The following is a 21,782-nucleotide window of genomic DNA, read 5'->3' as shown; positions in this document are numbered from 1 at the left end:
ACGGTCCGATTTTCAGGGCTGCGACTTCACGTAGTCCTCCTGATCGGGAAGCGTGCCGATCGGGGGGAGTACCCCGCGGTCGACATATACCTGGGGGTCGAGTGGGATGCTGTTGCCCCCAGTGTCGACAACCTGAACGCTGTGAATGTCCCCGTTTTCTAGCCGCTGGACGTATAGGCCGGTGTAGCTGCTGGTCATGTGGTGCTCCTCGCCGCAACTTTCGCATGTCCACGTCATGTGGAGCATCAGTGCAATCCCCCTCTAGGGTTCGACTACCAGGCAGCGCGCCGAAATCATCGGGGCATGAACGAAGACCCCACCACCATAAGCGCGCCAGCCATCAAGGCCGGGGCCGCGATCGCATCCGCCGCGGGGGCGCAGGTCGTGGAGAGCGCTTCCAAGGCGACCTCGATCTTCTCCGATCTGCTCGTGCTGAACTGGCCGAACATTGCGTCTGCAGCTGCCGCCATCTACACCTTGGCGTTGCTCTTCGAGTTCTGCTGGAAAAAGTTCTGGCGGCCGTTCTTCGAGCGCATCGGTTGGATCAAGCCGAAGCCGCGCTTGGTGCTCACGCCCAGCGAATGGGCTGCTCTTCGGCCCACTGAGACCGACTGATGGCCGGCCCGAATCGCAACATCGTTGCCACCGTCGTGGTGGCCGGCGCGACCCTGGTGGCAGGCAGCCCCTTCCTGATGAGCTTCCTGCAGAAGTGGGAGAGCGGCAAGGCCCGCGTGCTGGTCGTCTACGCCGACAAGCTGGCTGGCGACCTGCCCACGGTCTGCGATGGGCTGACGCGGCACGTCACCACCACGCCGATCATCGTCGGCGAGGTCTGGAGCAACGAGAAATGCGAGGCCGAGGAAGCGGCCGCCGTCATTCGCGTGCAGGCCCAGCTCGCGCCGTGCTTCAAGGTCGCGCCGCCACAGGTCGTGTTCGACATGGCTACCAGCCACGCATGGAACGTTGGCGCGTCGTCGACCTGCTCGAGCGGCGCAATGGCTGCCTTCAATCGTGGGGACTTCGAGCGTGGCTGCCAACGCCTGAGCCGCGGCGACGACGGCCGGGTGGTCTGGAGCTTCACCAGCAAGTGGGTCGGCGGCAAGAAGGTGCTGGTGTTCCGCCAGGGCTTGGCCAACCGCCGCGCCGATGAAACGAAAACCTGTCTGGAGGGTTGGTCGTGAGCGAATCCAAGTACCTGAGCCGCAAGTGGCTGCTCTGCGCTTACATCGCGATCGCCGGCACGGTGATGCGCTACTTCGACCTGCTGGACCAGACGGGGCTGCTGTCGGCCTGGGGCCTGTCGGCTTCGGGTTATGGGCTAGCCAACGTGGCGCAGAAGCAGTTCGAGAAAACCCCCACCAACGAGACGGCATGAAGGCGCTCCTGACCAATTGGAAGCTGGTGCTGGTCGGCCTGGTGCTGGCCGCGCTGGTGTTCGTCCTAGGAGTGCAGACGGTGCGCCTCGCGGAGGCGAGCACGCAGATTGCCGAGGGCCGCGCCAACCTCGCGAGCTACAAAGCTGCGGCTGCGGAGAACACCGTACTGATGCTGCGGGCTGCCCGCGCTGAAGAGGCACGCCTACAAGTCATCACTGGAAAGGTCATCGATGAAGCCCATTCCCAAACCGTCACCGCGCGCGCTGCTGCTGGCCGCGCTGATGCTGCTGCTGCTCGGCTGTCAGAGCAGCTTGCCGCCGCCCGCGCTGCCGCAGAACGAGCGCGTGCGGATTCCGCCGCTGCCAGCCCAGGGACGGGTGAGCCAAGTGCCGATCCCATCGGAGTGTTCGCGGGGCTGCTTGAACGGGCTGACCGCCGAGCGGGAATTGTCGAGCGATACGCTGACGCGCTTGGGATCGCGGGCTCGACATGCGAACGGTATGCTGATGGACTACAACCTGGCCAACCCTAGCAACCCCTGAAGGTTTCAGTCCGCCGCTCTCCAGGATGTCATCAACACGAGCGTCAACCCCTCGCCAAGTTCCTCTGTGATCCTCTGCGTCGGGCTCGCTGTGGACTTCAACGTGACCTTAAGGCGGCGTTGAAATTGCGCCGAGGGCGTACGCGGCTGACAAATGGGCATCGACGCAACCGGCTCTTGAGGAACCGCAAAGAAAACGTCTGTTGTCGCTTCAACGCCCTCCTGAGTTTCAGTGAGCTCAAGCTTGAGGGCAACCTTGCGAGACACGGCCTTCATCGACAGTAGATTTCCAGCTGCGCATGTCACTTCGACTTGGTCGAGGTTTTCATACTGTTCGCGCATGGCGGACGGGCCCAGAACTCCGCCGACGCTTGCGACGACCGGACCAATTGTGTGAGTGCCATTCCTCAGAACTGTCGCTTCAACGGTGCGTACGACTTCACCGGAATGGGCTGACGCAGCTCCGACCAAACAGGCAGTCACAGCGAAATAAAATTGTTTGAGTTTCATAAATTCTGGATTTGTAGAAGCCATGAGACGATGGCGATCGCGTATTGCACTGCGCAATAAGAAACCCGAAACTTTAACCCGGACGCGGCCCTCTAGGGCTTATTTCTCCGTCTGGGGCGGGCGGGCCAAATTGCTGACCGTGCCGAATCGCGGGGAAGCTCTGCGAACGCTCCTACGCTCGCTGATCCTATAGAAAACTGCTGCGGAACACCCGTACTTCGTACGTGCAAATTTAAACGACGCGGAGTTGCGGCTTTTCCGGTCGTGATAGTGCAGGCAAATCCTTTTCATCTAGGACGCCGCTTGTCAAAGCTCGCAATTGATCGACCGGCAATGTCAACAGCTTAGCGACTTGGTCCTTTGATAGGCCCTCAGCCCAAAGCGCCTCAAAAACCTTCCGCCATAAAACCGAGCGCTCCCTGGCCATTCCGAGCGGCTCTTCACGCCGATAGCCGGCAATGCTAATTTGCTTGCAAAGTTCTTTGTAATGCCAGTCGGACAATAGTCCAACCTCAAATGTAGCGCGGGCTAATGCGGCAACTGAAACGCCCCAACGCTTTTTTAGCTCAATTAATTTTGAGAGTTTCGGTGTGTGGGGCACGATTGATATTAAATCGTCGCGAGGGATTAGAAAAGCTGATGCAAAGCGGTCCGCATCGCGTTCATTGTCACGGCTCCCGAATGTTCCGTGGATATGCAATACCAAATGGCCCAACTCATGCGCCGCATCAAATCTGCTGCGCTCGGCTGACTTCATGGTATTGAGAAAAGCAAATGGAATGCCTCCGGTCCAGCAGGAATATGCATCGACGTTTAAATTCGCTTCCTCCAGCGAAAAGATGCGCACACCTTTGGACTCCAAGAGCTTCACCATGTCTGGCACCGGCCTCGTGCCAAGACCCCAATGGCTTCGCAGGGCAATCGCGGCGGATTCTGGGTCTTCACCCCTCAAGTCTATGAAGTCGGCCGTAGGTAATTCGAAACGCTCCCGCGCCCAGCGATCTACCATTAAGGCGTGATGCCCGGCTGCCAGCGCAGCCTCCTTTTGGCGCGCTGTTAAAGAACTCAGGCTACGGAAGCTCACTGCTTCTTCGGGGAAGACATCCGCGTCGTCGCCGAAAAAGAATTCAAGTGGATATTGCAGTGCCCGAGCGAGCGCTTCAAGCGTACCCCGCTCAGGATCGACAGTTGCGCCGCCTTCAAGCCTGGTGAGTGTAAGCGGGGTGATTCCCGCTAATTCGGCCAAGCCTTTTTTCGTGAGTTGGCGACGCTGCCTAGCAATCGACAGTCGGCCAGAATTAAACATGCTTACTTTCTTTTAACCAGCACCTCTACGTCAGGTCCACCAGTATCGTCATTGTTGATTGGGGTAACTTCCGGATCGAATCGCTCGTTCACAACAAATATACGCTTCGAAAATCCAGAATATTGGTTCCCCTCGAAATCCATTGGCGCAGAGACCTCCGCTTTCAACGTCTTTTCGTCGCTGCTGACGCAAATCAGCCAAACTTTCGGAGTGGTCCCAATTTTGCCGAACTTGGCAGGCTGAACGCCACCAAATAACTCGCGTTGGTTGCCTGATTGCACGAGGCGTCGTGCCCCACCGCCTTTTTCGGACATTGACTCCGGGTCGCGCCCGACGCCGCATGCACAGTCGACGTTTTGGAAGAGCAGCTGGATGCCGAGCTTGTCGTTGACTGTCGCCTCCAGATTTCCATCGCGACACATCCGCCATCCCTTTTTCCGAAGTTGCGCCTTGCGAATGGCACGCACCCCGTAGATGTAGGATTGAGTACCGGGCGAGTTACAGGGGTCGATGGGCAGAGTCTCCATCTTCGCGCTTCGTGACTGCCGTGCAACCCTGGTCACCATTTCAACGGTCAGGCCGAGGGCCGCGAGCTCCCGCTCCGCGTCCGCGGGTTCCTCGATGATCTGCGTTTGTAGATTCAGCATGGCAGTCGATGTTGATTTTTAGGACCTCCATTGTAGGTCAGAAAAATCAACATCGAAGTTTTTTTTGCCATCACCGTTACGCGGCCATGCGAGCGGCGAGATCTTCGCCGCGGATTGAGGCGTATCGCAAGACCATTGAGTAGTCGGTCCATCCCATGATCTTGCAGATCTCCACATCGCTGTAGAGCCAGTGACCGTCCTTGCCGCGGAGCTCGAACCACCTGCAGCACGCCTCATGGCGCAGGTCGTGCTCCTTGAAGTCGTGTACCTTGGCGTGCGCGAAGAGCCGCCGAAACGCCTGCACCAGCGCGCGCGTGGCCTTCTTCTTGCACTCTTCGGTGCCGTCCCAGTAGGGGAACAGGATGTCGTTCTTTCCCTTGGCATACGCACGTAGCTTGTCGACCAGCGCCGGCTTCAGCGGCACGATGCGCGGCTTCACCTCGCCGCCTCGGCCCTTGGTGCCGTCGACCTTCGTGAAGCCTCGGTCCAACTGCAGATAGTCGACGCGCAGCGTGTACGCCTCGCGCAGGCGCAGGCCGGAGTCGACGATGAGCTCGAAGAGCATCGAGAGGTCCGGGTTCGGCGGGCGGATCCAGACCGCGCCCGGCAGTCGCTCGCCGCGCAGCGCGGTGCGCACGCGCACCTCTTCATCCGGCCCCAGCCGCCGCACGCGCGATTGATCGCGCTTCGCCTTCTTGACCTTGACCGGCTTCCCCATGGTGACCGCCTTCTTGGCTTCGGCGTCGAGGTGCTTGGCCTCGTCGCGGGTGTAGGTGCTGTAACCGTTCGGCAGGTGCCGGAAGGGGTTCGATGGCTTCTGCGCGCCGCGCGCAGTAGTGCGGCGGATGTGCCAGTCGAAGATGCGGCCGTAGACGCCGACCTTCTTGCGGATGGTGCCGGGCGAGTTGTTGGCCACCATCTTGAGGTTCTTCACGAAGGCGTCGACCCACTCGGCCGTGATGCTCGAGACGCGCACGCCCAGGAAGTCGCCCATGGTGGCGCTGAGCATCTCCGCGTCGAACGGCGTGACCGGGCCGAGCTTCTCGTATGAGCGCACCACCTCCACAACGAGCGGATCTTGCGTCGCTGGCGCATCGGGCTGGATGCCGCGCGGCACCATGCCGCGCTTCAGGTAGGACTTGAGGGTGTCGCGGTACTCCTCGGCCTCGGCTTCGGTGTCGAAGGTGGAGAAGTAGGGCCGGTCCAGCAGCTTGTGCTTAATGCGAAGTTGGAAGCGGCCGTCTCGCTCTTGAATGTTCTGCGCCATGGCGTCAAAGCATAAGAGAAAGGGCGGGGTAGCGCCGCTACCTTTTTGGGTAGCGGAGAGGCGTTTTGGGCCGCTTCGAGACGCTACTGATTTACTGCGGTTCCAGGAAAACGCAATGAAATCAATGACTTGGATGGCCTGCCCGGAGGGGATCGAACCCCCGACAACCTGCTTAGAAGGCAGGTGCTCTATCCAACTGAGCTACGGGCAGATATGAGGCCGGAAAGAAGCCATGCAGATCGATGGCTTGGCGCGCTTTTCGTTCAGCGCCGGCAGCGGCGGATTCTACCCAGTTCCATGCTTTCTCCCGGGCGACGGCGACGCCTGCCAGTTCAACGCCGCGTCGGTACAGGCCGTCTCGTGACTCCAACAATCAAAAGACCGCGAGAGATGCTCCTACGTGGCCAAGCCAGGGCCCCATGACAAAATCATTCACAAGACTGGCGCCCGCCGGTACAGCCTGAAGCAATCGATGGATCCCGAAAAAAGCCGTGCGTTCGCCAATTTTGCCGTGAAGGTCAGAAGTGACAGCGTGCGCGACGGCCTTGCGCTTCTTCTCAAGCGAACCGACTACCGCTTCATCGGCATCTGGCGCTTCGAGAACGGCAAGGCCAATGCGGTCGTGCACTACGACCGCGAAAATCCCGAAGTCCTCACGGCCACCGAAGTGCCCGACACCGCAACGTACTGCTGCTACGTGCGCGAAAGCGGGCAGCCGTTCATGACGCCGAATGCATTGGTCGACGCTCGGCTGGGCTCGCATCCCGCGCGCGAACAGGTGTTGAGCTACTGCGGCGTTCCCGTCATGGACAGCTTCGGCAACATTCTTGGCACGCTGTGCCATTACGACCTGGTTCCGCGCGACGTGGCGCAGGTGGACATCGAGTTGATGCTCAGCGTCGCCAGCTTCCTGGCGCTGGGCGGCCACGTTCCGCCGTATCCGTCGGATTCGGGCGCTGGTTCGTAGTCTGCGGATGGAGGGCCGTCTGGGAATGACGGCCTGAGCTTCTAGGCTGGGATGTTGGCCGGGCCCCAGCAAGAAATCGGAAGCAGAAACGAAAATGCGGACAGCCATTTGAATGACTGTCCGCATTACGATTTCTTTGGTCGGGGCGAAAGGATTCGAACCTTCGACCCTCTGGTCCCAAACCAGATGCGCTACCAGGCTGCGCTACACCCCGACAAGCCTTCTATTCTAGCCCGGAATAACAGCGCTTCAACGCTTCTCGTACTGCGTCTTGCCAAAAAGAGTTTCCCGCTCCTTGTCGCCGGTGAGCGGCTGGCGCAGGTCGGCCAGCACTTTCACGCCGCGCTGCACCGCGGGGCGCGCGGCAATGCCGTCGAACCATTCCTTCAGGTGCGGGTAGTCGGTGAGGGTGATGCCCTGGTTTTCCCAGCTGCGCAGCCACGGGAAGATGGCGATGTCGGCAATGGAATAGCTCTTGCCGGCGATGAACCTGTTCTTCGACAGTTGCTTGTCGATCACGCCGTAGATGCGCTTGGCCTCGTTGCTGTAGCGCTCGATGGCGTATGCGATCTTCTCGGGCGCGTACAGGCGAAAGTGATGCGCCTGCCCCAGCATGGGCCCGACGCCGCCCATCTGGAACATGAGCCACTGCAGCACGTCGTAGCGCTCGCGGTCGCCGGTGGGCAGCAGCTTGCCGGTCTTGCCTGCCAGGTACACGAGGATGGCGCCCGACTCGAACAGCGAGATCGGCTTGCCGTCCGGCCCGTCGGGGTCGGTGATGGCCGGGATCTTGTTGTTGGGGCTGATCTGCAGGAACTCGGGCGCGAACTGGTCGCCCTTGCCGATGTTGACGGGGTGCGCGTGGTACGGCAGGCCGCACTCCTCCAACATGATGTGAATCTTGTGGCCGTTCGGTGTCGGCCAGGAATAGACCTCGATGGGCGATGCGGACATGTCTCGTGCTCCGGTGGGTGGGGTGGCGAGCCGGCAGCATATACGTGCGATGTCAAACGCGTGTCGCGGCGGGCATTCGCCGCGGCACGCGTCTGCGCAGGGGCCATCAAGCCACCGCCGAAGCCTGCGACAAATGCTGGTGAATCAGCGCCACCGCCGCCGCGCCTTCGCCGATGGCGCCGCCCACGCGCTTGACCGAGCCCGAGCGCACGTCGCCCACCGCGAACACGCCTGACACGCTCGACTCGAGCGTGGTGGCCGGCCGCGACGGAAAGCCGCGGCTCGCGGCGTCGCCGGTCAGCACGAAGCCGTGCTTGTCGACCGACACGCCGCAGCCTTCGAGCCATGAGGTCTCGGGCTCCGCGCCCACGAACAGAAAGATGTTGTGCGCCGGGCAGTCATGTTCGGCGCCGCTCGTGTGACAGCGCCAGGTCGCGCCCGTCAGGCCCGTGTCGGCGCCGCCGTTCAGGCGCACGAGTTCGGTGTGCGGGTGCAGCTCGATGTTGGGCGTGGCCTCGATGCGATCGATGAGGTAGCGCGACATGCTGGCCGCCAGCGAGGGCCCGCGCACCAGCACGTTCACCTTGGCCGCATGGCGCGACAGGAACACCGCGGCCTGGCCCGCCGAGTTGCCGCCGCCGACCAGCGCCACCTCTTGCTGCGCGCAGATCTTCGCCTCGATGGCCGAGGCCCAGTACCAGATGCCGCGGCCCTCGAACTCGGCCAGGCGCGGCACCTCGGGGCGTCGGTAGCGCGCGCCGCTGGCAATGACGACGGTGCGCGCATTGATGGTGCGGCCGTCGGCCAGCGCAATGCGCAGGCATTCGAGCGCGTTCTCGCGCGAGCAGTCCAGCGACAGCACCTTGGCCGGTATGAGCATCTCGACGCCGAACTTCTGCGCCTGCACGAAGGCGCGGCCGGCCAGCGCCTGCCCGGAGATGCCGGTCGGAAAGCCCAGGTAGTTCTCGATGCGCGCGCTGGCGCCGGCCTGGCCGCCGAAGGCGCGGCAGTCGAGCACGATGACGCGCAGGCCTTCCGAGGCGGCATACACGGCGGTTGCCAGGCCGGCCGGCCCGGCGCCGACCACGGCCACGTCGAACAGCTCGTCGCGCGCCGCAGTGTCGACCATGCCGAGGCAGCGCGCCAGGCCGTCGTCGCTCGGGTTCACCAGTACCGAGCCGTCGGGGCACACGGCCAGCAGGTCGCCGGCGCCGTACTGCGAGAGCAGGGCGGCGGCGTCGGGGTCTTCGTTGGCGTCGACCAGGTGGTAGGGGTAGCCGTTGCGGCGCAAGAAGTTTTCCAGCCGCGCCATGTCGGGCGACTGCGGCTGGCCGATCAGCACCGGCCCGCTGGCGCCGGACTCGATCAGCGCCACGCGCCGCAAGATCAGCGCCCGCGTGATGCGCTCGCCCAGGTCGGCTTCGGCCACCAGCAGCGCGCGCAGTTGCGCGGGCGAGACGAGCAGCGCCTCCACGTCTTCGTCGGCGTGGCCGTCGACCAGGGCGGGGCGGCCGCTGAGCTGGCCGACTTCGGCCAGGAACTCGCCGGGCCCCTGCCGCACCACGGGCACCACATGACCCAGGCCGTCGCGCTGCGTGACGCTCACGACGCCCTTCAGCAGCACGAACATGCCGGGCCCGGTCTCGCCGGCCGTGAACAGGCGGGTGCCGCGCGCAAACTGCTGCACGCTGCCGAACCGTGCGATGCGCGCGATCTCGGTGTCGCTCAGGACGGGAAAGGTCTGGTGGAGGCGGCTGCTGTCGGTGCCGTTTGCGTCGGTTGCCATGCGTGAAAACTCCATGTCGCGAATCTTGCGCATTAGACGACGAAGTGCGTGCAAAGCGCGCGTCGGGCGGAGTCGGTTGCGCCCGGCACGGCCTGTAACACCGTCATGCACCTGCAATCTCACTGACATGCACGCTTCATTCCAGGTGCGCAGACTCCCTCGGCAGAAAGGGTTCCCCATGAAAGAACTGCCCAACCCGACGTTTCCGCTTTCGCAGATAGGGCTGCGCGCGGCCTTGTGGCCCGCTCCCGTTGCCGGCGTTGCAACCCATATGTCGGCCGGCGTGTCGGCCGCTGTTTCGGCTGCTGTCTCCGCCGTTGTTTCTGCCAATGCGGCCGCCGTGGTCAGCACGCCGGTGCCCCAGGCGCCGGCCGTCATCCTGCCGCCGGCCATCGAGCCCAGGCAAGGCATCACGGTGGGCTGGGCCCGCCACTTGGACGACGTGCGCGCCGCCCAGCGCCTGCGCTACGACGTGTTCGTCGGCGAAATGGGTGCCCGCGTGTCCTCGCCGCTGGCCGGCCACGACATCGACCTGTTCGACGATTTCTGCGAACACCTGCTGGTGCGCGACGAACTGACCCAACAGGTCATCGGCACCTACCGCGTGCTCACGCCGGCGCAGGCCCGCCGCGTGGGCAGCACTTACAGCGACACCGAGTTCGACCTGACCCGCTTGCGCGACCTGCGCGAGCGCATGGTCGAGCTGGGCCGCAGCTGCGTGCATGCCGAGCACCGCCAGGGCGGCGTGATTCTCGCGTTGTGGGGTGCGCTGGCCGGTTTCATGCACCGCAACAAACTGGACACGATGATCGGCTGCGCCAGCATCCCGATGTCACACAACGGCGTGACCAACGGCGACGCGGCCGCCAGCATCTGGCGCCAGGTGTCGGCCAAGCACATGGCCCCCATCCAATACCAGGTGCAGCCGCGCCTGCCGCTGCCGGTCGAGCGGCTGGACAGCACGCTCGACGTGGAGCCGCCCGCGCTCATCAAGGGCTACCTGCGCCTGGGCGCCAAGGTGCTGGGCGCGCCCGCCTGGGACCCTGACTTCAATGCCGCCGACCTGCCGATGCTGATGCGCATCGACGACCTGCCGGCGCGCTACCGCAAGCACTTCCTGGGCGCATGAAGCCCGCGGCCGTCCCGTCTGGCAACGGGCCGTCCGCCCACCCGCCGGGCATGATGGAGCCCCACAAGGTCATTGCGACAGGGGGTTCGGGAGCGTCACGCGAATGTCATGAGAACGTCACAAACGACGTCGACACTGTCATATTTCCGCCTACGTGTGCTCCCGTGCCCCTTGCTCCAGAATCAGTGCCCATGCCATCCGCCCCCGCAGACCGGTCGCTCGCCGTCGCGGCGCCCACGTTCACATTGCTCGACCGCGACCACAGCATCCTCTCGTTCAATGAACGGGTGCTCGACTGGGCGCACCGGCGCGAGGTGCCGCTGATCGAGCGGCTGCGCTACCTGTGCATCGTGTCGTCGAACCTCGACGAGTTCTTCGAAGTCCGCGCCGCGCCGCACCTGATCGCGGGCAGCGCCGGCGACCACAAGGGCACCTATACGGTCGAGTCGTTCGAGCGCCTGGCCGAGGCTGCCCACACGCTCGTGGCGCGCCAGTACGCGCTGTACAACGACGAGCTGATGCCGACCTTTGCCACGCACGGCATCCACATCATTTCGCACGGCGAGCGCAACCCGGCGCAGCGCAAGTGGGTCAGCGAGTATTTCGAGCGCGAGGTGCGCCCGCTGCTGATTCCCGTGGGGCTCGACCCCGCGCACCCGTTTCCGCAGGTGGCCAACAAGTCGCTGAACTTCATCGTGCGCCTGGGCGGCAAGGACGCCTTCGGGCGCGAGAACCCCATCCAGATCGTGAAGGTGCCGCGCGTGCTGCCGCGCCTGATCCGCATGCCGGCGAAGGTGTCCGACGGCAAGACGCTGTTCGTGGCGCTGTCGAGCGTGGTGCGCGCGCACCTGGCCAGCATGTTCGTGGGCCGCGAGGTGGGCGACTTCTCGCAGTTCCGCGTCACGCGGCATTCCGACCTCGCGGTGGACGAGGAAGACGTGAAAAACCTGCGCACCGCGTTGCGCCAGGGCCTGCAGCACCGCCACTACGGCCAGGCCGTGCGTCTGGAGGTGTCGGCGAGCTGCGCCGAGTCGCTCGCGAGCTTCTTGCTGGCGCAGTTCAACCTGCCGCCCGAGGCGCTGTACCGCGTGCACGGCCCGGTGAACCTGGCCCGGCTTACGCAGCTGGCCGACCTGCTCGACGAGCCGCAGCTGCGCTTTCCGCCGTACCCGGCGTCTTACCCGGTCACGCTGTCGCCTTCGCAGTCGTTCTTCGAGCGGCTGCAGCGCGGCGACGTGCTCATCCACCAGCCCTTCGAAAGTTTCGAGGGCGTGCTGGCATTCCTGCGCGAAGCCGTGCTCGACCCGCAGGTGCTGGCCATCAAGCAGACCATCTACCGCACCGGCGCCGACTCGGAGCTGATGGACCTGCTGCGCGAGGCCGTGCGCCGGGGCAAGGAAGTCACGGTGGTGGTGGAGCTGAAGGCGCGCTTCGACGAAGAGGCCAACATCAACTGGGCGGAGATGCTCGAGTCGATCGGCGCGCAGGTGGTGTACGGCGTGGTCGGCCTGAAGACGCACGCCAAGATGCTGCTGGTGACGCGCCGCGAAGGCAAGCAGATGCGCCGCTACGGCCACCTGTCCACCGGCAACTACAACCCGCGCACCGCCAGGCTCTACACCGACATCAGCCACCTCACGGCCGACCCGCTGCTCACGGCCGACATGGAGGCCGTGTTCGTGCACCTGGCCAGCCAGAGCCGGCTGCCCAAGCTCAACCGCATGTGGCTCGCGCCCTTCGACCTGCACAAGAACATCGTGGCGCAGATCGATGCGCTGGGCGTGGCCGCCGCGGCCGGCCAGCCGACGCGCATCGTCGCCAAGATGAACGCGCTGACCGACGAGGAAATCATCGGCGCGCTGATTCGCGCGGGGCAGCAGGGCGTGAAGATCGACCTGATCGTGCGCGGCGCCTGCACGCTGCCCGCGCAGGTGCCGGGGCTGACCGACAACATCCGCGTGCGCTCGGTGATCGGGCGCTTCCTGGAACATTCGCGGGTGTTCTATTTCCGCAGCGGCGAAGACGAATCGCTGTACCTGTCAAGCGCCGACTGGATGAACCGCAACATGATGCGGCGCATCGAGCTCGCCTGGCCCGTGACCGACCCGGGCCTGCGCCAGCGGCTGATCGACGAATGCCTGGTCGCGTACCTGCACGACGGGCGCGACGCCTGGGACTTGGGCGCGGACGGCATCTACACACGCATCGACCACGACACGCACCCGGGCGAAGAGGGCGCCTCGCGCGCCATCGAGGCCCACGGCGCGCAGGCTGCGCTCATGAACCGCTACGCATCCAGAGGGCATCTCAGAGATGCATCCAGCAACTGACGACCGAAAGACGATGACCATGGACTTGATCTTCTGGCGCCATGCCGAAGCCGAGGACTGGACCGAGGGTTGCGACGACATGCAACGCTCGCTCACCGCGCGCGGCGAGAAGCAGGCCAAGCGCATGGCCAGCTGGCTCGACCGCCAACTGCCCGACGGCACCCGCATCATCTGCAGCCCGGCGCGGCGCTGCGAGCAGACGGCGCTGGCACTCGGGCGCAAATACAAGGTGCGCCCTGAACTGTCGCCCGACACCACGGCCGAGACCCTGCTGGGCGCGGCCGGCTGGCCCAACGGCAAGTCGGTGGTGTTGATGATCGGCCACCAGCCCTCGGTGGGGCAGGCGATTTCGCTGCTGCTGGGCCTGAAGCAGGACAGCTGCCCGGTGCGCAAGGGCGCGCTGTGGTGGATTCGCACGCGCGAGCGCGATGGCGACGTGCAGACCGTCGTGGTGACGGTGCAGTCGCCCGAGCTGCTCTAGAACGCGCTGCGCTGGTTCTCTTGCCGGCTCAGCAGCCGTTGAGTTCCACGCGCCAGCTGCTGGTCTTCTGCCAGGCCAGCACTTCCTCGCGCAGCAAGTGCGCCGACTGCGGATAGGCGTCCGCCCAGTCCGGCGCACACACGATGGTGAAGGCCCGCGCGCCCAGCGCCGCGAGGTGCAGCGCCTGCGGATCGGGGTCGCGGCGCGCGTGGCACAGGATGATCGAGAGCCGCAGCGCGAGCAGCTGCATCACGAAGGTTTCGTCGTCCAGCGCCACTTCCAGCTTGCGCAGCTTGCCGCGCTGGCCCAGCACCAGCTGGCCCAGCGCATGCATCTCGTTGACCGCGAAGCCCGGGGCGTCGGTGTTGTCGAGAATGTAAGCGCCGTGCTTGTGATAGTCGCTGTGTGAAATCTGCGTGCCAATTTCGTGCAGCTGCGCCGCCCAGCCCAGCTTGCGCAGGGCCCGGCCCGCGCGGCTGGCGGTGCTGCCGCCGCGCGCGGCCGGCGAAACCTGCACGAACAGCGCCGCGGCCGTGTCGCCCACGCGCTTGGCCTGCGCCGCGTCGACCGTGAAGCGGTTGGCCAGCCGCGCCACCGTGGCGGTGCGCATGTCGGCCACGCTGTCGTCGCGTTCCAGCAATTCGTAGAGCACGCCATGGCGCAGCGCGCCCTGGGCGACCTTCATTTCCTCGATGCCGAGCAGGTCGAACACCGCGCGCAGCACGCTCACGCCGCCGCCGATGACGGCCTTGCGGTCGTCGCGCATGCCGTCGATGCGCAGCTTGTCGACGCTGCCGGCCTTCAGCAGGCGGTCGAGCAACCAGTCGAGACCTTCGCGGGTGACCAGCCCGGGCTCGGCGCCGGAGGCGGCCAGCACGTCGCCGACCGCGCCGATGGTGCCCGAGGCGCCGTACGCCACGTCCCACTGGTCGCGCGTGTAGGTTGCCAGTGCGTCGTCGAGCACGGCCTTGGCGGCCACCTCGGCGGCGCGGAAGGCGGCGGGGGTGAACAGGCCTTCGCCGAAATGCTTCATCGACCAGGCGACGCTGCCCACGCGGTACGACTCCATGCGTTCGGCCACCAGCGCCTGGCCGATGATCATTTCAGTGGAGCGCCCGCCGATGTCGACCACCAGCCGGCGCTCGCTGTCGGAGGCGTCGGTGTGCGGCAGCATGTGCGACACGCCCTGGTAGATCAGGCGGGCTTCCTCGCGCCCCGGGATCACGTCGATGCCAAAACCCAGGATGGTGCGTGCGCGCAACAGAAATTCTTCGCGGTTGCGCGCTTCGCGCAGCGTTTGCGTGGCCACGGCGCGCACCTGCGCGCGCTTGAAGCCGGCCAGGCGTTCGCCGAAACGGGCCAGTGCGTCCCAGCCGCGCTGCATGGCCTCGGTGGTCAGGTTGCGTGCGCTGTCCAGGCCGTTGCCCTGGCGCACCGTTTCCTTGAGGTATTCGGTGCGGTGGATCTGGCCGTGGTCGACCTGTCCGATTTCGAGTCTGAAGCTGTTCGAGCCCAGGTCGACTGCCGCGAGGCGGGTGCCGTTTTGCATGTGGTTCCGGTGAAGAAGGCGGGGGATGTCTTTGTTATGGATCGTAGCGCCGTGGCGGGGCGCGCCGCCTTCCCGCACCTCGAGATTGCACGCAGCGGCAAGGGTGGCAAGGCTAGGCGCGGTGCATGACGGTTCTGTGACAGCGTCATATGAACCTTGAGGCGAATCGAGGCATTTTCCCTCGACAGAGGGGTGTCACAGCGATGTCACACAAGCTTTTTAGAGTCCGTGCCAAGCCCCCAAAGGGACTACTTCTTACTTCTAAAGGAAGCTTCATGAAAACGACGTTCAAATTTGCAACCGCTGGCCTGCTGGCCGCGATGTTCACCATTCCCGCCTTCGCGCAAGACGTGACCGGCGCCGGCGCCAGCTTCCCGGCACCGCTGTACGCCAAGTGGGCTTCCGACTTCAACAAGGCCACCGGCGTCAAGATCAACTACCAGTCGGTCGGTTCGGGCGCCGGCCTGAAGCAGATCGAAGCCAAGACCGTCGACTTCGGCGCTTCCGACGCTCCCCTGAAGGACGAAGAACTGCAAGCCAAGGGCCTGATGCAGTTCCCCACCGTCATCGGCGGCGTGATTCCCGTGGTCAACATCACCGGCATCAAGCCCGGCGAGCTGAAGCTCAACGGCCAGGTGCTGGGCGACATCTACCTGGGCAAGATCACCAAGTGGAACGACCCCGCCATCAAGGCGCTGAACGGTTCGCTGGCCCTGCCTGACGCCGCCATCGCCCCGGTTCGCCGCGCCGACGGTTCGGGCACCAGCTTCCTGTTCACCAACTACCTGAGCAAGGTCAACGCCGAGTGGAAGAGCAAGGTCGGCGAAGGCACGGCCGTGAACTGGCCCACCGGCGCGGGTGGCAAGGGCAACGAAGGCGTCGCCGCTTTCGTGAACCGCCTGCCCAACTCGATCGGCTACGTCGAGTACGCCTACGTCAAGCAGAACAAGATGACCTACGCCCAGCTGCAGAACGCCGCCGGCAACTTCGTCTCGCCCGACGACACCGCCTTCAAGGCCGCTGCCGCCGGCGCCGACTGGAACAAGAGCTTCTACCAGGTGCTGACCAACCAGGCCGACAAGGGCGCATGGCCCATCACCGGCGCGACCTTCATCCTGCTGCAGAAGGTGCAGGACAAGCCCGCCAACGCCACCACCGTGCTGAAGTTCTTCGACTGGGCCTACAAGAGCGGCGACAAGACGGCCGACGACCTCGACTACGTGCCGATGCCTGACGCCGTGAAGGCCACCATTGCCAAGGCATGGGGCGATGTGAAGGACGCGTCGGGCAAGGCCGTCGCGTTCAAGTAAATCCAACCATCAGTCCAGACCGGCGCGCCCATGAGCAATTCCTCGCTCAAGGACGCGCCGCTTTCGTCTTTGCCGGAGCGACCTGTGTCATCCACCTTTCCCGCCGCAGCCACCTCCCTCGACCTCGCGGCCGAGCGCGGTCGCGCCACCGCCCCTCCACCGCCCGTGAAGGCCCCTCGCTCCGGCCCGATGGCCGACCGCCTGTTCGGCTGGGCCGCCAAGGGCGCCGCGCTGCTGACGCTCGCGATGCTCATCGGCATCCTGCTGTCGCTGGTCATCGGCGCCTGGCCCGCCATTTCGAAATACGGCCTCGGCTTTCTCACCAACAGCACGTGGGACCCGGTGAAGGAAGAGTACGGCGGCCTCGTGATGATCTACGGCACGCTGGCCACCTCGTTCATCGCGCTGGTGATCGCCGTGCCCGTGAGCTTCGGCATCGCGCTGTTCCTGACCGAACTTTCGCCCAACTGGCTCAAGCGCCCGTTGGGTACCGCCATTGAACTGCTGGCCGCCGTGCCCTCCATCGTGTACGGCATGTGGGGCCTGCTGGTGTTCGGCCCCATCTTGTCGACCTGGGTGCAACAGCCGCTGCAGAAGCTGCTCGGCGGCATCCCGTACCTGGGCGCGCTGGTCTCCGGCCCGCCGGTGGGCATCGGCATTCTGTCGGCCGGCATCATCCTGGCGATCATGATCATTCCGTTCATCGCCTCGGTGATGCGCGACGTGTTCGAAGTGACGCCGCCGCTGCTGAAGGAATCGGCCTACGGGCTGGGTTCCACCACCTGGGAGGTCGTCTCCAAGGTGGTGCTTCCCTACACCAAGGCCGGCGTGGTCGGCGGCATCATGCTCGGCCTGGGCCGGGCGCTGGGTGAAACGATGGCGGTCACGTTCGTGATCGGCAACATGAACCAGCTCAACTCGCTGTCGGTGTTCGAGGCTGCCAACAGCATCACCTCGGCACTGGCCAACGAATTCGCCGAAGCCGGCGCCGGCCTGCACCAGGCCGCGCTGATGTACCTCGGCCTCGTGCTGTTCTTCATCACCTTCGTCGTGCTGTCGCTCTCGAAGATGCTGCTGGCACAGATGAAGAAGAGCGAAGGAACCAAGTCGTGAGCACCGCGCAAAACCTGATGAATGCCAAGACGCTGGCCGAAACGCGCCAGGCGCGTTTCGCCTCGCGCAACCGTGTCAACAAGATCGCGCTCACGCTGTCGCTCGCCGCGATGGCCTTCGGCGTGTTCTGGCTGGTGTGGATCCTGTGGGAAACGCTGCGCCAGGGCATCGGCGGGCTGGCTCTGGCCACCTTCACCGAAATGACGCCGCCGCCGAACGAGGTGGGCGGCATCGCCAACGCCATCTTCGGCTCGTTCGTGATGGTGATGCTGGCCACCTTCGTGGGCACGCCCATCGGCATCATGGCCGGCATCTACCTGGCCGAGTACAACCCCAAGGGCTGGCTCGCCTCGGTGACGCGTTTCGTCAACGACATCCTGCTGTCGGCGCCGTCGATCGTGATCGGCCTGTTCGTCTACGCCGTGGTGGTGGCCTACTTCAAGACCTTCTCGGGCCTGGCCGGTGCGCTGGCGCTCGCGCTGATCGTGATTCCGGTGGTCATCCGCACCACCGAGAACATGCTGCAGCTGGTGCCGCCGGGCCTGCGCGAAGCGGCCTACGCACTGGGCACGCCGAAGTGGAAGGTCATCCTGAGCATCACGCTGCGCGCCGCGCGCGCCGGTGTGGTCACGGGCATTCTGCTGGCCGTGGCGCGCATCGCGGGCGAAACCGCGCCGCTGCTGTTCACCGCGCTGAACAACCAGTTCTGGACCGCCGACATCGGCCAGCCGATGGCCAGCCTGCCGGTCACGATCTTCAAGTTTGCAATGAGCCCGTACGAGAACTGGCAACAGCTGGCATGGGCCGGCGTGTTCCTGATCACCGTGGCCGTGCTTGCCCTCAACATCCTGGCGCGTGTGCTGACGCGCACCAAACTCTGAACAACAAAGAAGACGCCAACATGCCAAACACCGTCGCACAACAACCGTCGCGCTCGAAGATCTCGGTCAAGGACCTGAACTTCTACTACGGCAAGTTCCACGCGCTCAAGGGCATCAACCTCGAGATTCCCGAGAACAAGGTCACGGCCTTCATCGGTCCGTCGGGCTGCGGCAAGTCGACCCTGCTGCGCACCTTCAACCGCATGTTCGAGCTGTACCCCGAGCAGCGTGCCGAAGGCACGATCGCGCTGGACGGCGAGAACCTGCTGACCTCCAAGCAGGACGTGGCGCTCATCCGCGCCAAGGTCGGCATGGTGTTCCAGAAGCCCACGCCGTTCCCGATGTCGATCTACGACAACATCGCCTTCGGCGTGAAGCTGTTCGAGAACCTCTCCTCCAGCGACATGGACGACCGCGTCGAATGGGCCCTGAAGAAGGCCGCCCTGTGGACCGAAGTGCGCGACAAGCTGCAGCAAAGCGGCTCGGGCCTTTCCGGCGGCCAGCAGCAGCGCCTGTGCATCGCGCGCGGCATCGCGATCAAGCCCGAAGTGCTCCTGCTGGACGAACCCTGCTCGGCGCTGGACCCGATTTCCACCGCGAAGATCGAAGAGCTGATCGCCGAGCTGAAGAACGAGTACACGGTGGTCATCGTGACGCATAACATGCAGCAGGCCGCCCGCTGCAGCGACTACACCGCCTACATGTACCTGGGCGACCTGATCGAGTTCGGCGCCACGGAACAGATGTTCTTCAAGCCGCAGCGCAAGGAGACCGAGGACTACATCACCGGCCGTTTCGGCTAAGGAGACAACCATGACTGAAAAACACTTGTCCAGCCAGTTCGACAGCGAACTCAACGGCGTGTCGTCGCGCGTGATGGAACTCGGCGGCATGGTCGAGTCGCAGATTCACCAGGCCGTGTACGCGCTGCTGCAGTTCGACGCCGACGCGGCCGACCGCGTGATGGAAACCGAGCACCGCGTGAACGCGATGGAAATCGACATCGACCGCGAGCTGTCGTCCATCATCGCGCGCCGCCAGCCGACCGCGCGCGACCTGCGCCTGCTGATCGCCATCAGCAAGACCACGGCCAACCTCGAGCGCGTGGGCGACGAGGCCAACAAGATCGCGCGCATGGTCAAGTCGATCATCGAGAGCGGCTCGGCGCGCCAGCTGCCCACCACCGAGCTGCGCATCGCGGCCGACCTGGCCTCGGGCCTGCTGCGCACGGCGCTGGACGCCTTCGCGCGCCTGGACACCGCGGCCGCGCTGTCGATCCTGAAGGACGACGACCTGATCGACAAGGAGTTCGACGGCTTCGTGCGCAAGCTGGTCACCTACATGATGGAAGACCCGCGCACCATCTCCGCCAGCCTGGACCTGCTGTTCCTGGCCAAGGCGATCGAACGCATCGGCGACCACGCGAAGAACATCGCCGAGTTCATCATCTACATCGTCAAGGGCGCCGATGTGCGGCACACTTCGATGCAGGAAATCGAGTCCGCGCTGCAGTGACCCCGGCGGCAAGACTCCCCAAAAAAGCATGAAGAAACCCAGAGTCCTGATCGTCGAAGACGAGTCCTCGATCGCCGAGCTGATCGCCGTCAACCTGCGCCACAACGGCTTCGAGCCGATCTGGTCGGAAGACGGTGCCGCGGCCCAGCGCGAGATCGATGCGTTCTTGCCGGACCTGATCCTGCTCGACTGGATGCTGCCCGGCCAGAGCGGCCTGCAGCTCGCGCGCCAGTGGCGCAAGGACCCGCGCACCAAGGCCATCCCGATCCTGATGCTGACCGCGCGCGGCGACGAGCCCGACAAGGTGGCCGGACTGGACGCCGGCGCCGACGACTACATCACCAAGCCCTTTTCCACCCAGGAAATGCTGGCACGCATCCGCGCGGTGCTGCGCCGCCGGGCGCCTGAAGTGGTCACCGAGCGCGTGGAAATCGGCGAGCTCGCGCTCGACACCTCCACCCACCGCGTGACCTGGCAGGGCGGCGCGCTGAAGGTCGGCCCGACCGAGTTCAAGCTGCTGGCCTACCTGATGCAGCACGCCGAGCGCGTGCACAGCCGGGCGCAACTGCTCGACAAGGTGTGGGGCGACCACGTGTACATCGAGGAACGCACGGTCGACGTGCACGTCAAGCGCCTGCGCGAGTCGCTGGGCGCGGCCGCTCCCATGGTGGAAACCGTGCGCGGCGCGGGCTATCGCCTGACGGCCCAAGTCACGGTCTGAGCGCCGTGGGCCCGGCGTCGTTCGCTGGCGGGCGCGGATAATCGCCCGCCATGCCTTTTCGCATTGCTACTTTTTTAATAGCGTCCCTCGCAATAGCGGCGGGCGCAGTCGCTGCTTTCGGCTGGAAGTTCGGCTGGATGGGCGCGTGGCTGGGCGCGGTGGTGTGGCTGGCGCTGGACGCCTGGCGCGCCGAGCGCCTGCTGCAGGTCCTGCGCAACGACGCAGCCGGCCTGCCGACGCGCGCGCCGGGCGTGTGGGGTGAGCTGTCGGAGCGCATCCGCAAGCTGCTGCGCGAGCGCGAGCAGCAGACCCGCCAGGCCGAAGACCGGCTGCAGGAATTCCTGGCCGCCATCCAGGCCTCGCCCAACGGCGTGGTGCTGCTCGACGAGCACGGCCGCATCGAATGGTGCAACCAGACGGCGGCCGCGCAGTTCGGCATCGACGCCGAACGCGACCTGGCGCAGCACCTGGCCAACCTGGTGCGCGACCCGGCCTTCGTGGCCTACCTGGCCTCCTGGAACTACAGCCGCGACGTGGTCATCGACGCGCCCGGCATCGGCCACCACGCCCACCAGCGCGGCCATGCGGTGCGGTTGTCGGTGCAGGTGCACCCCTACGCGGGCAACCGCCGCATGCTGCTCACGCGCGACATCACCGCGCTGGAACAGGCCGAGGCGATGCGGCGCGACTTCGTGGCGAACGTGTCGCATGAAATCCGCACGCCGCTGACGGTGCTGGCCGGTTTCGTCGAGACACTGCAGAACCTGCCATTGGATGCGGACGAGCGCACGCGCTACCTGGCGCTGATGGGCCAGCAGTCGCACCGCATGGAAACGCTGGTGAACGACCTGCTGACGCTGTCGCGGCTGGAAGGCAGCGCGGCACCTTCGGGCAACCAGTGGATCCGCATTCGCGCGCTGCTCGCGCATTGCGAGGACGAGGGGCGCGGCCTGTCGGGGCGGCTGGCGCCGCTGGGGCACCGCCTGTCTTTCACCATCGACGCGGAGTCGGAGGTGTCGGGGGCGCCGACCGAACTGCAAAGTGCCATGTCGAACCTGCTGAGCAACGCCATCCGCTACACGCCGGGCGGCGGCGAGGTGGCCGTGAGCTGGCGCGTGCTGCCCGACGGGCGCGGCGAATACGCGGTGAAGGACACGGGCCCGGGCATTGCCGCGGAACACATCCCGCGGCTGACCGAGCGCTTCTACCGCATCGACCGCAGCCGCTCGCGCGAAACCGGCGGCACCGGCCTGGGCCTGGCGATCGTGAAGCACATTGCGCAGCGCCATGGCGCGGAGCTGCGCATCGAAAGCGCGGTGGGCAAGGGCTCGCGCTTTGCGCTGGTGTTCCCCGCGACGCGCGTGCGGGAAGCGCGCGTGCTGGTCAAGTAGACGCAGCG

General features: G+C 65.1%; 24 protein-coding genes and 2 tRNA genes. 16 read left to right on the top strand and 10 right to left on the bottom strand.

All coding sequences use genetic code 11. From position 1 onward, the window contains the following. Window positions 1–12 precede the first annotated feature (12 nt). Window positions 13–198 (bottom strand): hypothetical protein, encoded by a 186-nt coding sequence (locus AB6807_RS07815; RefSeq protein WP_371084101.1) that lies wholly within the window; start codon window positions 196–198, stop codon window positions 13–15. A 105-nt stretch (window positions 199–303) separates the two neighbouring features. On the opposite strand from AB6807_RS07815, the gene AB6807_RS07810 reads away from it, so the two are divergent. From AB6807_RS07810 to AB6807_RS07795, 4 genes are read left to right on the top strand one after another with little or no spacing between them, the layout of a single operon-like run. Then, window positions 304–615 carry a hypothetical protein gene (locus AB6807_RS07810; RefSeq protein ID WP_371084100.1) on the top strand — a complete coding sequence of 104 codons (312 nt, stop codon included), beginning with the start codon at window positions 304–306 and terminating at the stop codon, window positions 613–615. Further along, complete coding sequence (locus tag AB6807_RS07805) at window positions 615–1,181, top strand: lysozyme (protein ID WP_371084099.1); 567 nt, start codon at window positions 615–617, stop codon at window positions 1,179–1,181. Before AB6807_RS07810 ends, AB6807_RS07805 begins: the two co-directional genes overlap by 1 nt. Next, window positions 1,178–1,375, top strand: a complete 198-nt coding sequence (locus tag AB6807_RS07800) for a hypothetical protein (RefSeq protein ID WP_371084098.1) — start codon at window positions 1,178–1,180, stop codon at window positions 1,373–1,375. Before AB6807_RS07805 ends, AB6807_RS07800 begins: the two co-directional genes overlap by 4 nt. Beyond that, window positions 1,372–1,908 (top strand): DUF2514 family protein, encoded by a 537-nt coding sequence (locus tag AB6807_RS07795; protein WP_371084097.1) that lies wholly within the window; start codon window positions 1,372–1,374, stop codon window positions 1,906–1,908. The genes AB6807_RS07800 and AB6807_RS07795 overlap by 4 nt, the downstream gene beginning before the upstream one ends. A gap of 15 nt (window positions 1,909–1,923) precedes the next feature. On the opposite strand, the gene AB6807_RS07790 is transcribed toward AB6807_RS07795, so the two are convergent. From AB6807_RS07790 to AB6807_RS07770, 5 genes are all read right to left on the bottom strand, one after another. Beyond that, a complete protein-coding gene (locus AB6807_RS07790; protein ID WP_371084096.1) occupies window positions 1,924–2,451 on the bottom strand; it encodes a hypothetical protein in 528 nt (175 codons plus the stop codon). A 208-nt stretch (window positions 2,452–2,659) separates the two neighbouring features. Then, entirely contained in the window at window positions 2,660–3,733 is a 1,074-nt protein-coding gene (locus tag AB6807_RS07785; RefSeq protein WP_371084095.1) for a helix-turn-helix domain-containing protein, read from the bottom strand. Window positions 3,734–3,735: 2 nt separating this feature from the next. Next, complete coding sequence (locus AB6807_RS07780; protein ID WP_371084094.1) at window positions 3,736–4,380, bottom strand: hypothetical protein; 645 nt, start codon at window positions 4,378–4,380, stop codon at window positions 3,736–3,738. 76 nt (window positions 4,381–4,456) lie between these two features. Continuing rightward, the gene (locus tag AB6807_RS07775; protein WP_371084093.1) at window positions 4,457–5,647 is read right to left on the bottom strand and encodes a site-specific integrase; all 1,191 of its coding nucleotides are present in this window, start codon (window positions 5,645–5,647) and stop codon (window positions 4,457–4,459) included. A 134-nt stretch (window positions 5,648–5,781) separates the two neighbouring features. Continuing rightward, a tRNA-Arg gene (locus tag AB6807_RS07770) sits at window positions 5,782–5,858 on the bottom strand. A gap of 21 nt (window positions 5,859–5,879) precedes the next feature. Between AB6807_RS07770 and AB6807_RS07765 the strand changes: the two genes are divergently transcribed. Both AB6807_RS07765 and AB6807_RS07760 read left to right on the top strand, forming a co-directional pair. Continuing rightward, window positions 5,880–6,011, top strand: a complete 132-nt coding sequence (locus AB6807_RS07765) for a hypothetical protein (protein WP_371084092.1) — start codon at window positions 5,880–5,882, stop codon at window positions 6,009–6,011. Window positions 6,012–6,047: 36 nt separating this feature from the next. After that, complete coding sequence (locus AB6807_RS07760; RefSeq protein WP_371084091.1) at window positions 6,048–6,614, top strand: GAF domain-containing protein; 567 nt, start codon at window positions 6,048–6,050, stop codon at window positions 6,612–6,614. A gap of 137 nt (window positions 6,615–6,751) precedes the next feature. Here the strand turns inward: AB6807_RS07760 and AB6807_RS07755 are convergent. The 3 genes from AB6807_RS07755 to AB6807_RS07745 all read right to left on the bottom strand — a co-directional run bounded on the left by AB6807_RS07755 (window position 6,752) and on the right by AB6807_RS07745 (window position 9,354). Next, window positions 6,752–6,828 (bottom strand) — tRNA-Pro (locus tag AB6807_RS07755). 35 nt (window positions 6,829–6,863) lie between these two features. Further along, window positions 6,864–7,568 carry a glutathione binding-like protein gene (locus AB6807_RS07750; RefSeq protein ID WP_371084090.1) on the bottom strand — a complete coding sequence of 235 codons (705 nt, stop codon included), beginning with the start codon at window positions 7,566–7,568 and terminating at the stop codon, window positions 6,864–6,866. Between the two features lie 106 nt (window positions 7,569–7,674). Then, a complete protein-coding gene (locus AB6807_RS07745) occupies window positions 7,675–9,354 on the bottom strand; it encodes an FAD-dependent oxidoreductase (protein ID WP_371084089.1) in 1,680 nt (559 codons plus the stop codon). A gap of 178 nt (window positions 9,355–9,532) precedes the next feature. Here AB6807_RS07745 and AB6807_RS07740 point away from each other — a divergent pair, with 178 nt between their 5' ends. The 3 genes from AB6807_RS07740 (at window position 9,533) to AB6807_RS07730 (ending at window position 13,294) form a co-directional block, all read left to right on the top strand. Continuing rightward, a complete protein-coding gene (locus AB6807_RS07740) occupies window positions 9,533–10,483 on the top strand; it encodes a GNAT family N-acetyltransferase (RefSeq protein WP_116907367.1) in 951 nt (316 codons plus the stop codon). 191 nt (window positions 10,484–10,674) lie between these two features. Beyond that, window positions 10,675–12,813 (top strand): polyphosphate kinase 1, encoded by a 2,139-nt coding sequence (gene ppk1 / locus AB6807_RS07735; RefSeq protein WP_116907368.1) that lies wholly within the window; start codon window positions 10,675–10,677, stop codon window positions 12,811–12,813. Window positions 12,814–12,832: 19 nt separating this feature from the next. Continuing rightward, the gene (locus AB6807_RS07730; protein ID WP_371084088.1) at window positions 12,833–13,294 is read left to right on the top strand and encodes a histidine phosphatase family protein; all 462 of its coding nucleotides are present in this window, start codon (window positions 12,833–12,835) and stop codon (window positions 13,292–13,294) included. A 28-nt stretch (window positions 13,295–13,322) separates the two neighbouring features. On the opposite strand, the gene AB6807_RS07725 is transcribed toward AB6807_RS07730, so the two are convergent. Further along, window positions 13,323–14,843, bottom strand: a complete 1,521-nt coding sequence (locus tag AB6807_RS07725; protein WP_371084087.1) for an exopolyphosphatase — start codon at window positions 14,841–14,843, stop codon at window positions 13,323–13,325. A gap of 275 nt (window positions 14,844–15,118) precedes the next feature. On the opposite strand from AB6807_RS07725, the gene pstS reads away from it, so the two are divergent. From pstS to phoR, 7 genes are read left to right on the top strand one after another with little or no spacing between them, the layout of a single operon-like run. After that, complete coding sequence (pstS, locus tag AB6807_RS07720) at window positions 15,119–16,153, top strand: phosphate ABC transporter substrate-binding protein PstS (RefSeq protein WP_116907371.1); 1,035 nt, start codon at window positions 15,119–15,121, stop codon at window positions 16,151–16,153. Window positions 16,154–16,183: 30 nt separating this feature from the next. After that, on the top strand, window positions 16,184–17,266 hold the full coding sequence (gene pstC / locus AB6807_RS07715) for a phosphate ABC transporter permease subunit PstC (RefSeq protein ID WP_116907372.1): 1,083 nt from the start codon (window positions 16,184–16,186) through the stop codon (window positions 17,264–17,266). Beyond that, window positions 17,263–18,147, top strand: a complete 885-nt coding sequence (gene pstA / locus AB6807_RS07710) for a phosphate ABC transporter permease PstA (RefSeq protein WP_371084086.1) — start codon at window positions 17,263–17,265, stop codon at window positions 18,145–18,147. Before pstC ends, pstA begins: the two co-directional genes overlap by 4 nt. A gap of 20 nt (window positions 18,148–18,167) precedes the next feature. Next, on the top strand, window positions 18,168–18,950 hold the full coding sequence (pstB, locus tag AB6807_RS07705) for a phosphate ABC transporter ATP-binding protein PstB (protein WP_116907374.1): 783 nt from the start codon (window positions 18,168–18,170) through the stop codon (window positions 18,948–18,950). Between the two features lie 10 nt (window positions 18,951–18,960). Further along, the gene (gene phoU, locus AB6807_RS07700) at window positions 18,961–19,662 is read left to right on the top strand and encodes a phosphate signaling complex protein PhoU (protein ID WP_093122816.1); all 702 of its coding nucleotides are present in this window, start codon (window positions 18,961–18,963) and stop codon (window positions 19,660–19,662) included. A 28-nt stretch (window positions 19,663–19,690) separates the two neighbouring features. Beyond that, window positions 19,691–20,383 (top strand): phosphate regulon transcriptional regulator PhoB, encoded by a 693-nt coding sequence (phoB, locus tag AB6807_RS07695; RefSeq protein WP_007836652.1) that lies wholly within the window; start codon window positions 19,691–19,693, stop codon window positions 20,381–20,383. Between the two features lie 50 nt (window positions 20,384–20,433). After that, window positions 20,434–21,774 carry a phosphate regulon sensor histidine kinase PhoR gene (gene phoR, locus AB6807_RS07690; protein ID WP_116907375.1) on the top strand — a complete coding sequence of 447 codons (1,341 nt, stop codon included), beginning with the start codon at window positions 20,434–20,436 and terminating at the stop codon, window positions 21,772–21,774. Window positions 21,775–21,782: the final 8 nt, after the last annotated feature.

It is taken from the genome of Variovorax sp. RCC_210 (assembly GCF_041355175.1).
Taxonomy (GTDB): Bacteria; Pseudomonadota; Gammaproteobacteria; order Burkholderiales; family Burkholderiaceae_C; genus Variovorax.
The sequence above is the reverse complement of the archived record's forward strand: the minus strand, read 5'-3'. Positions and strand labels throughout refer to the sequence as shown.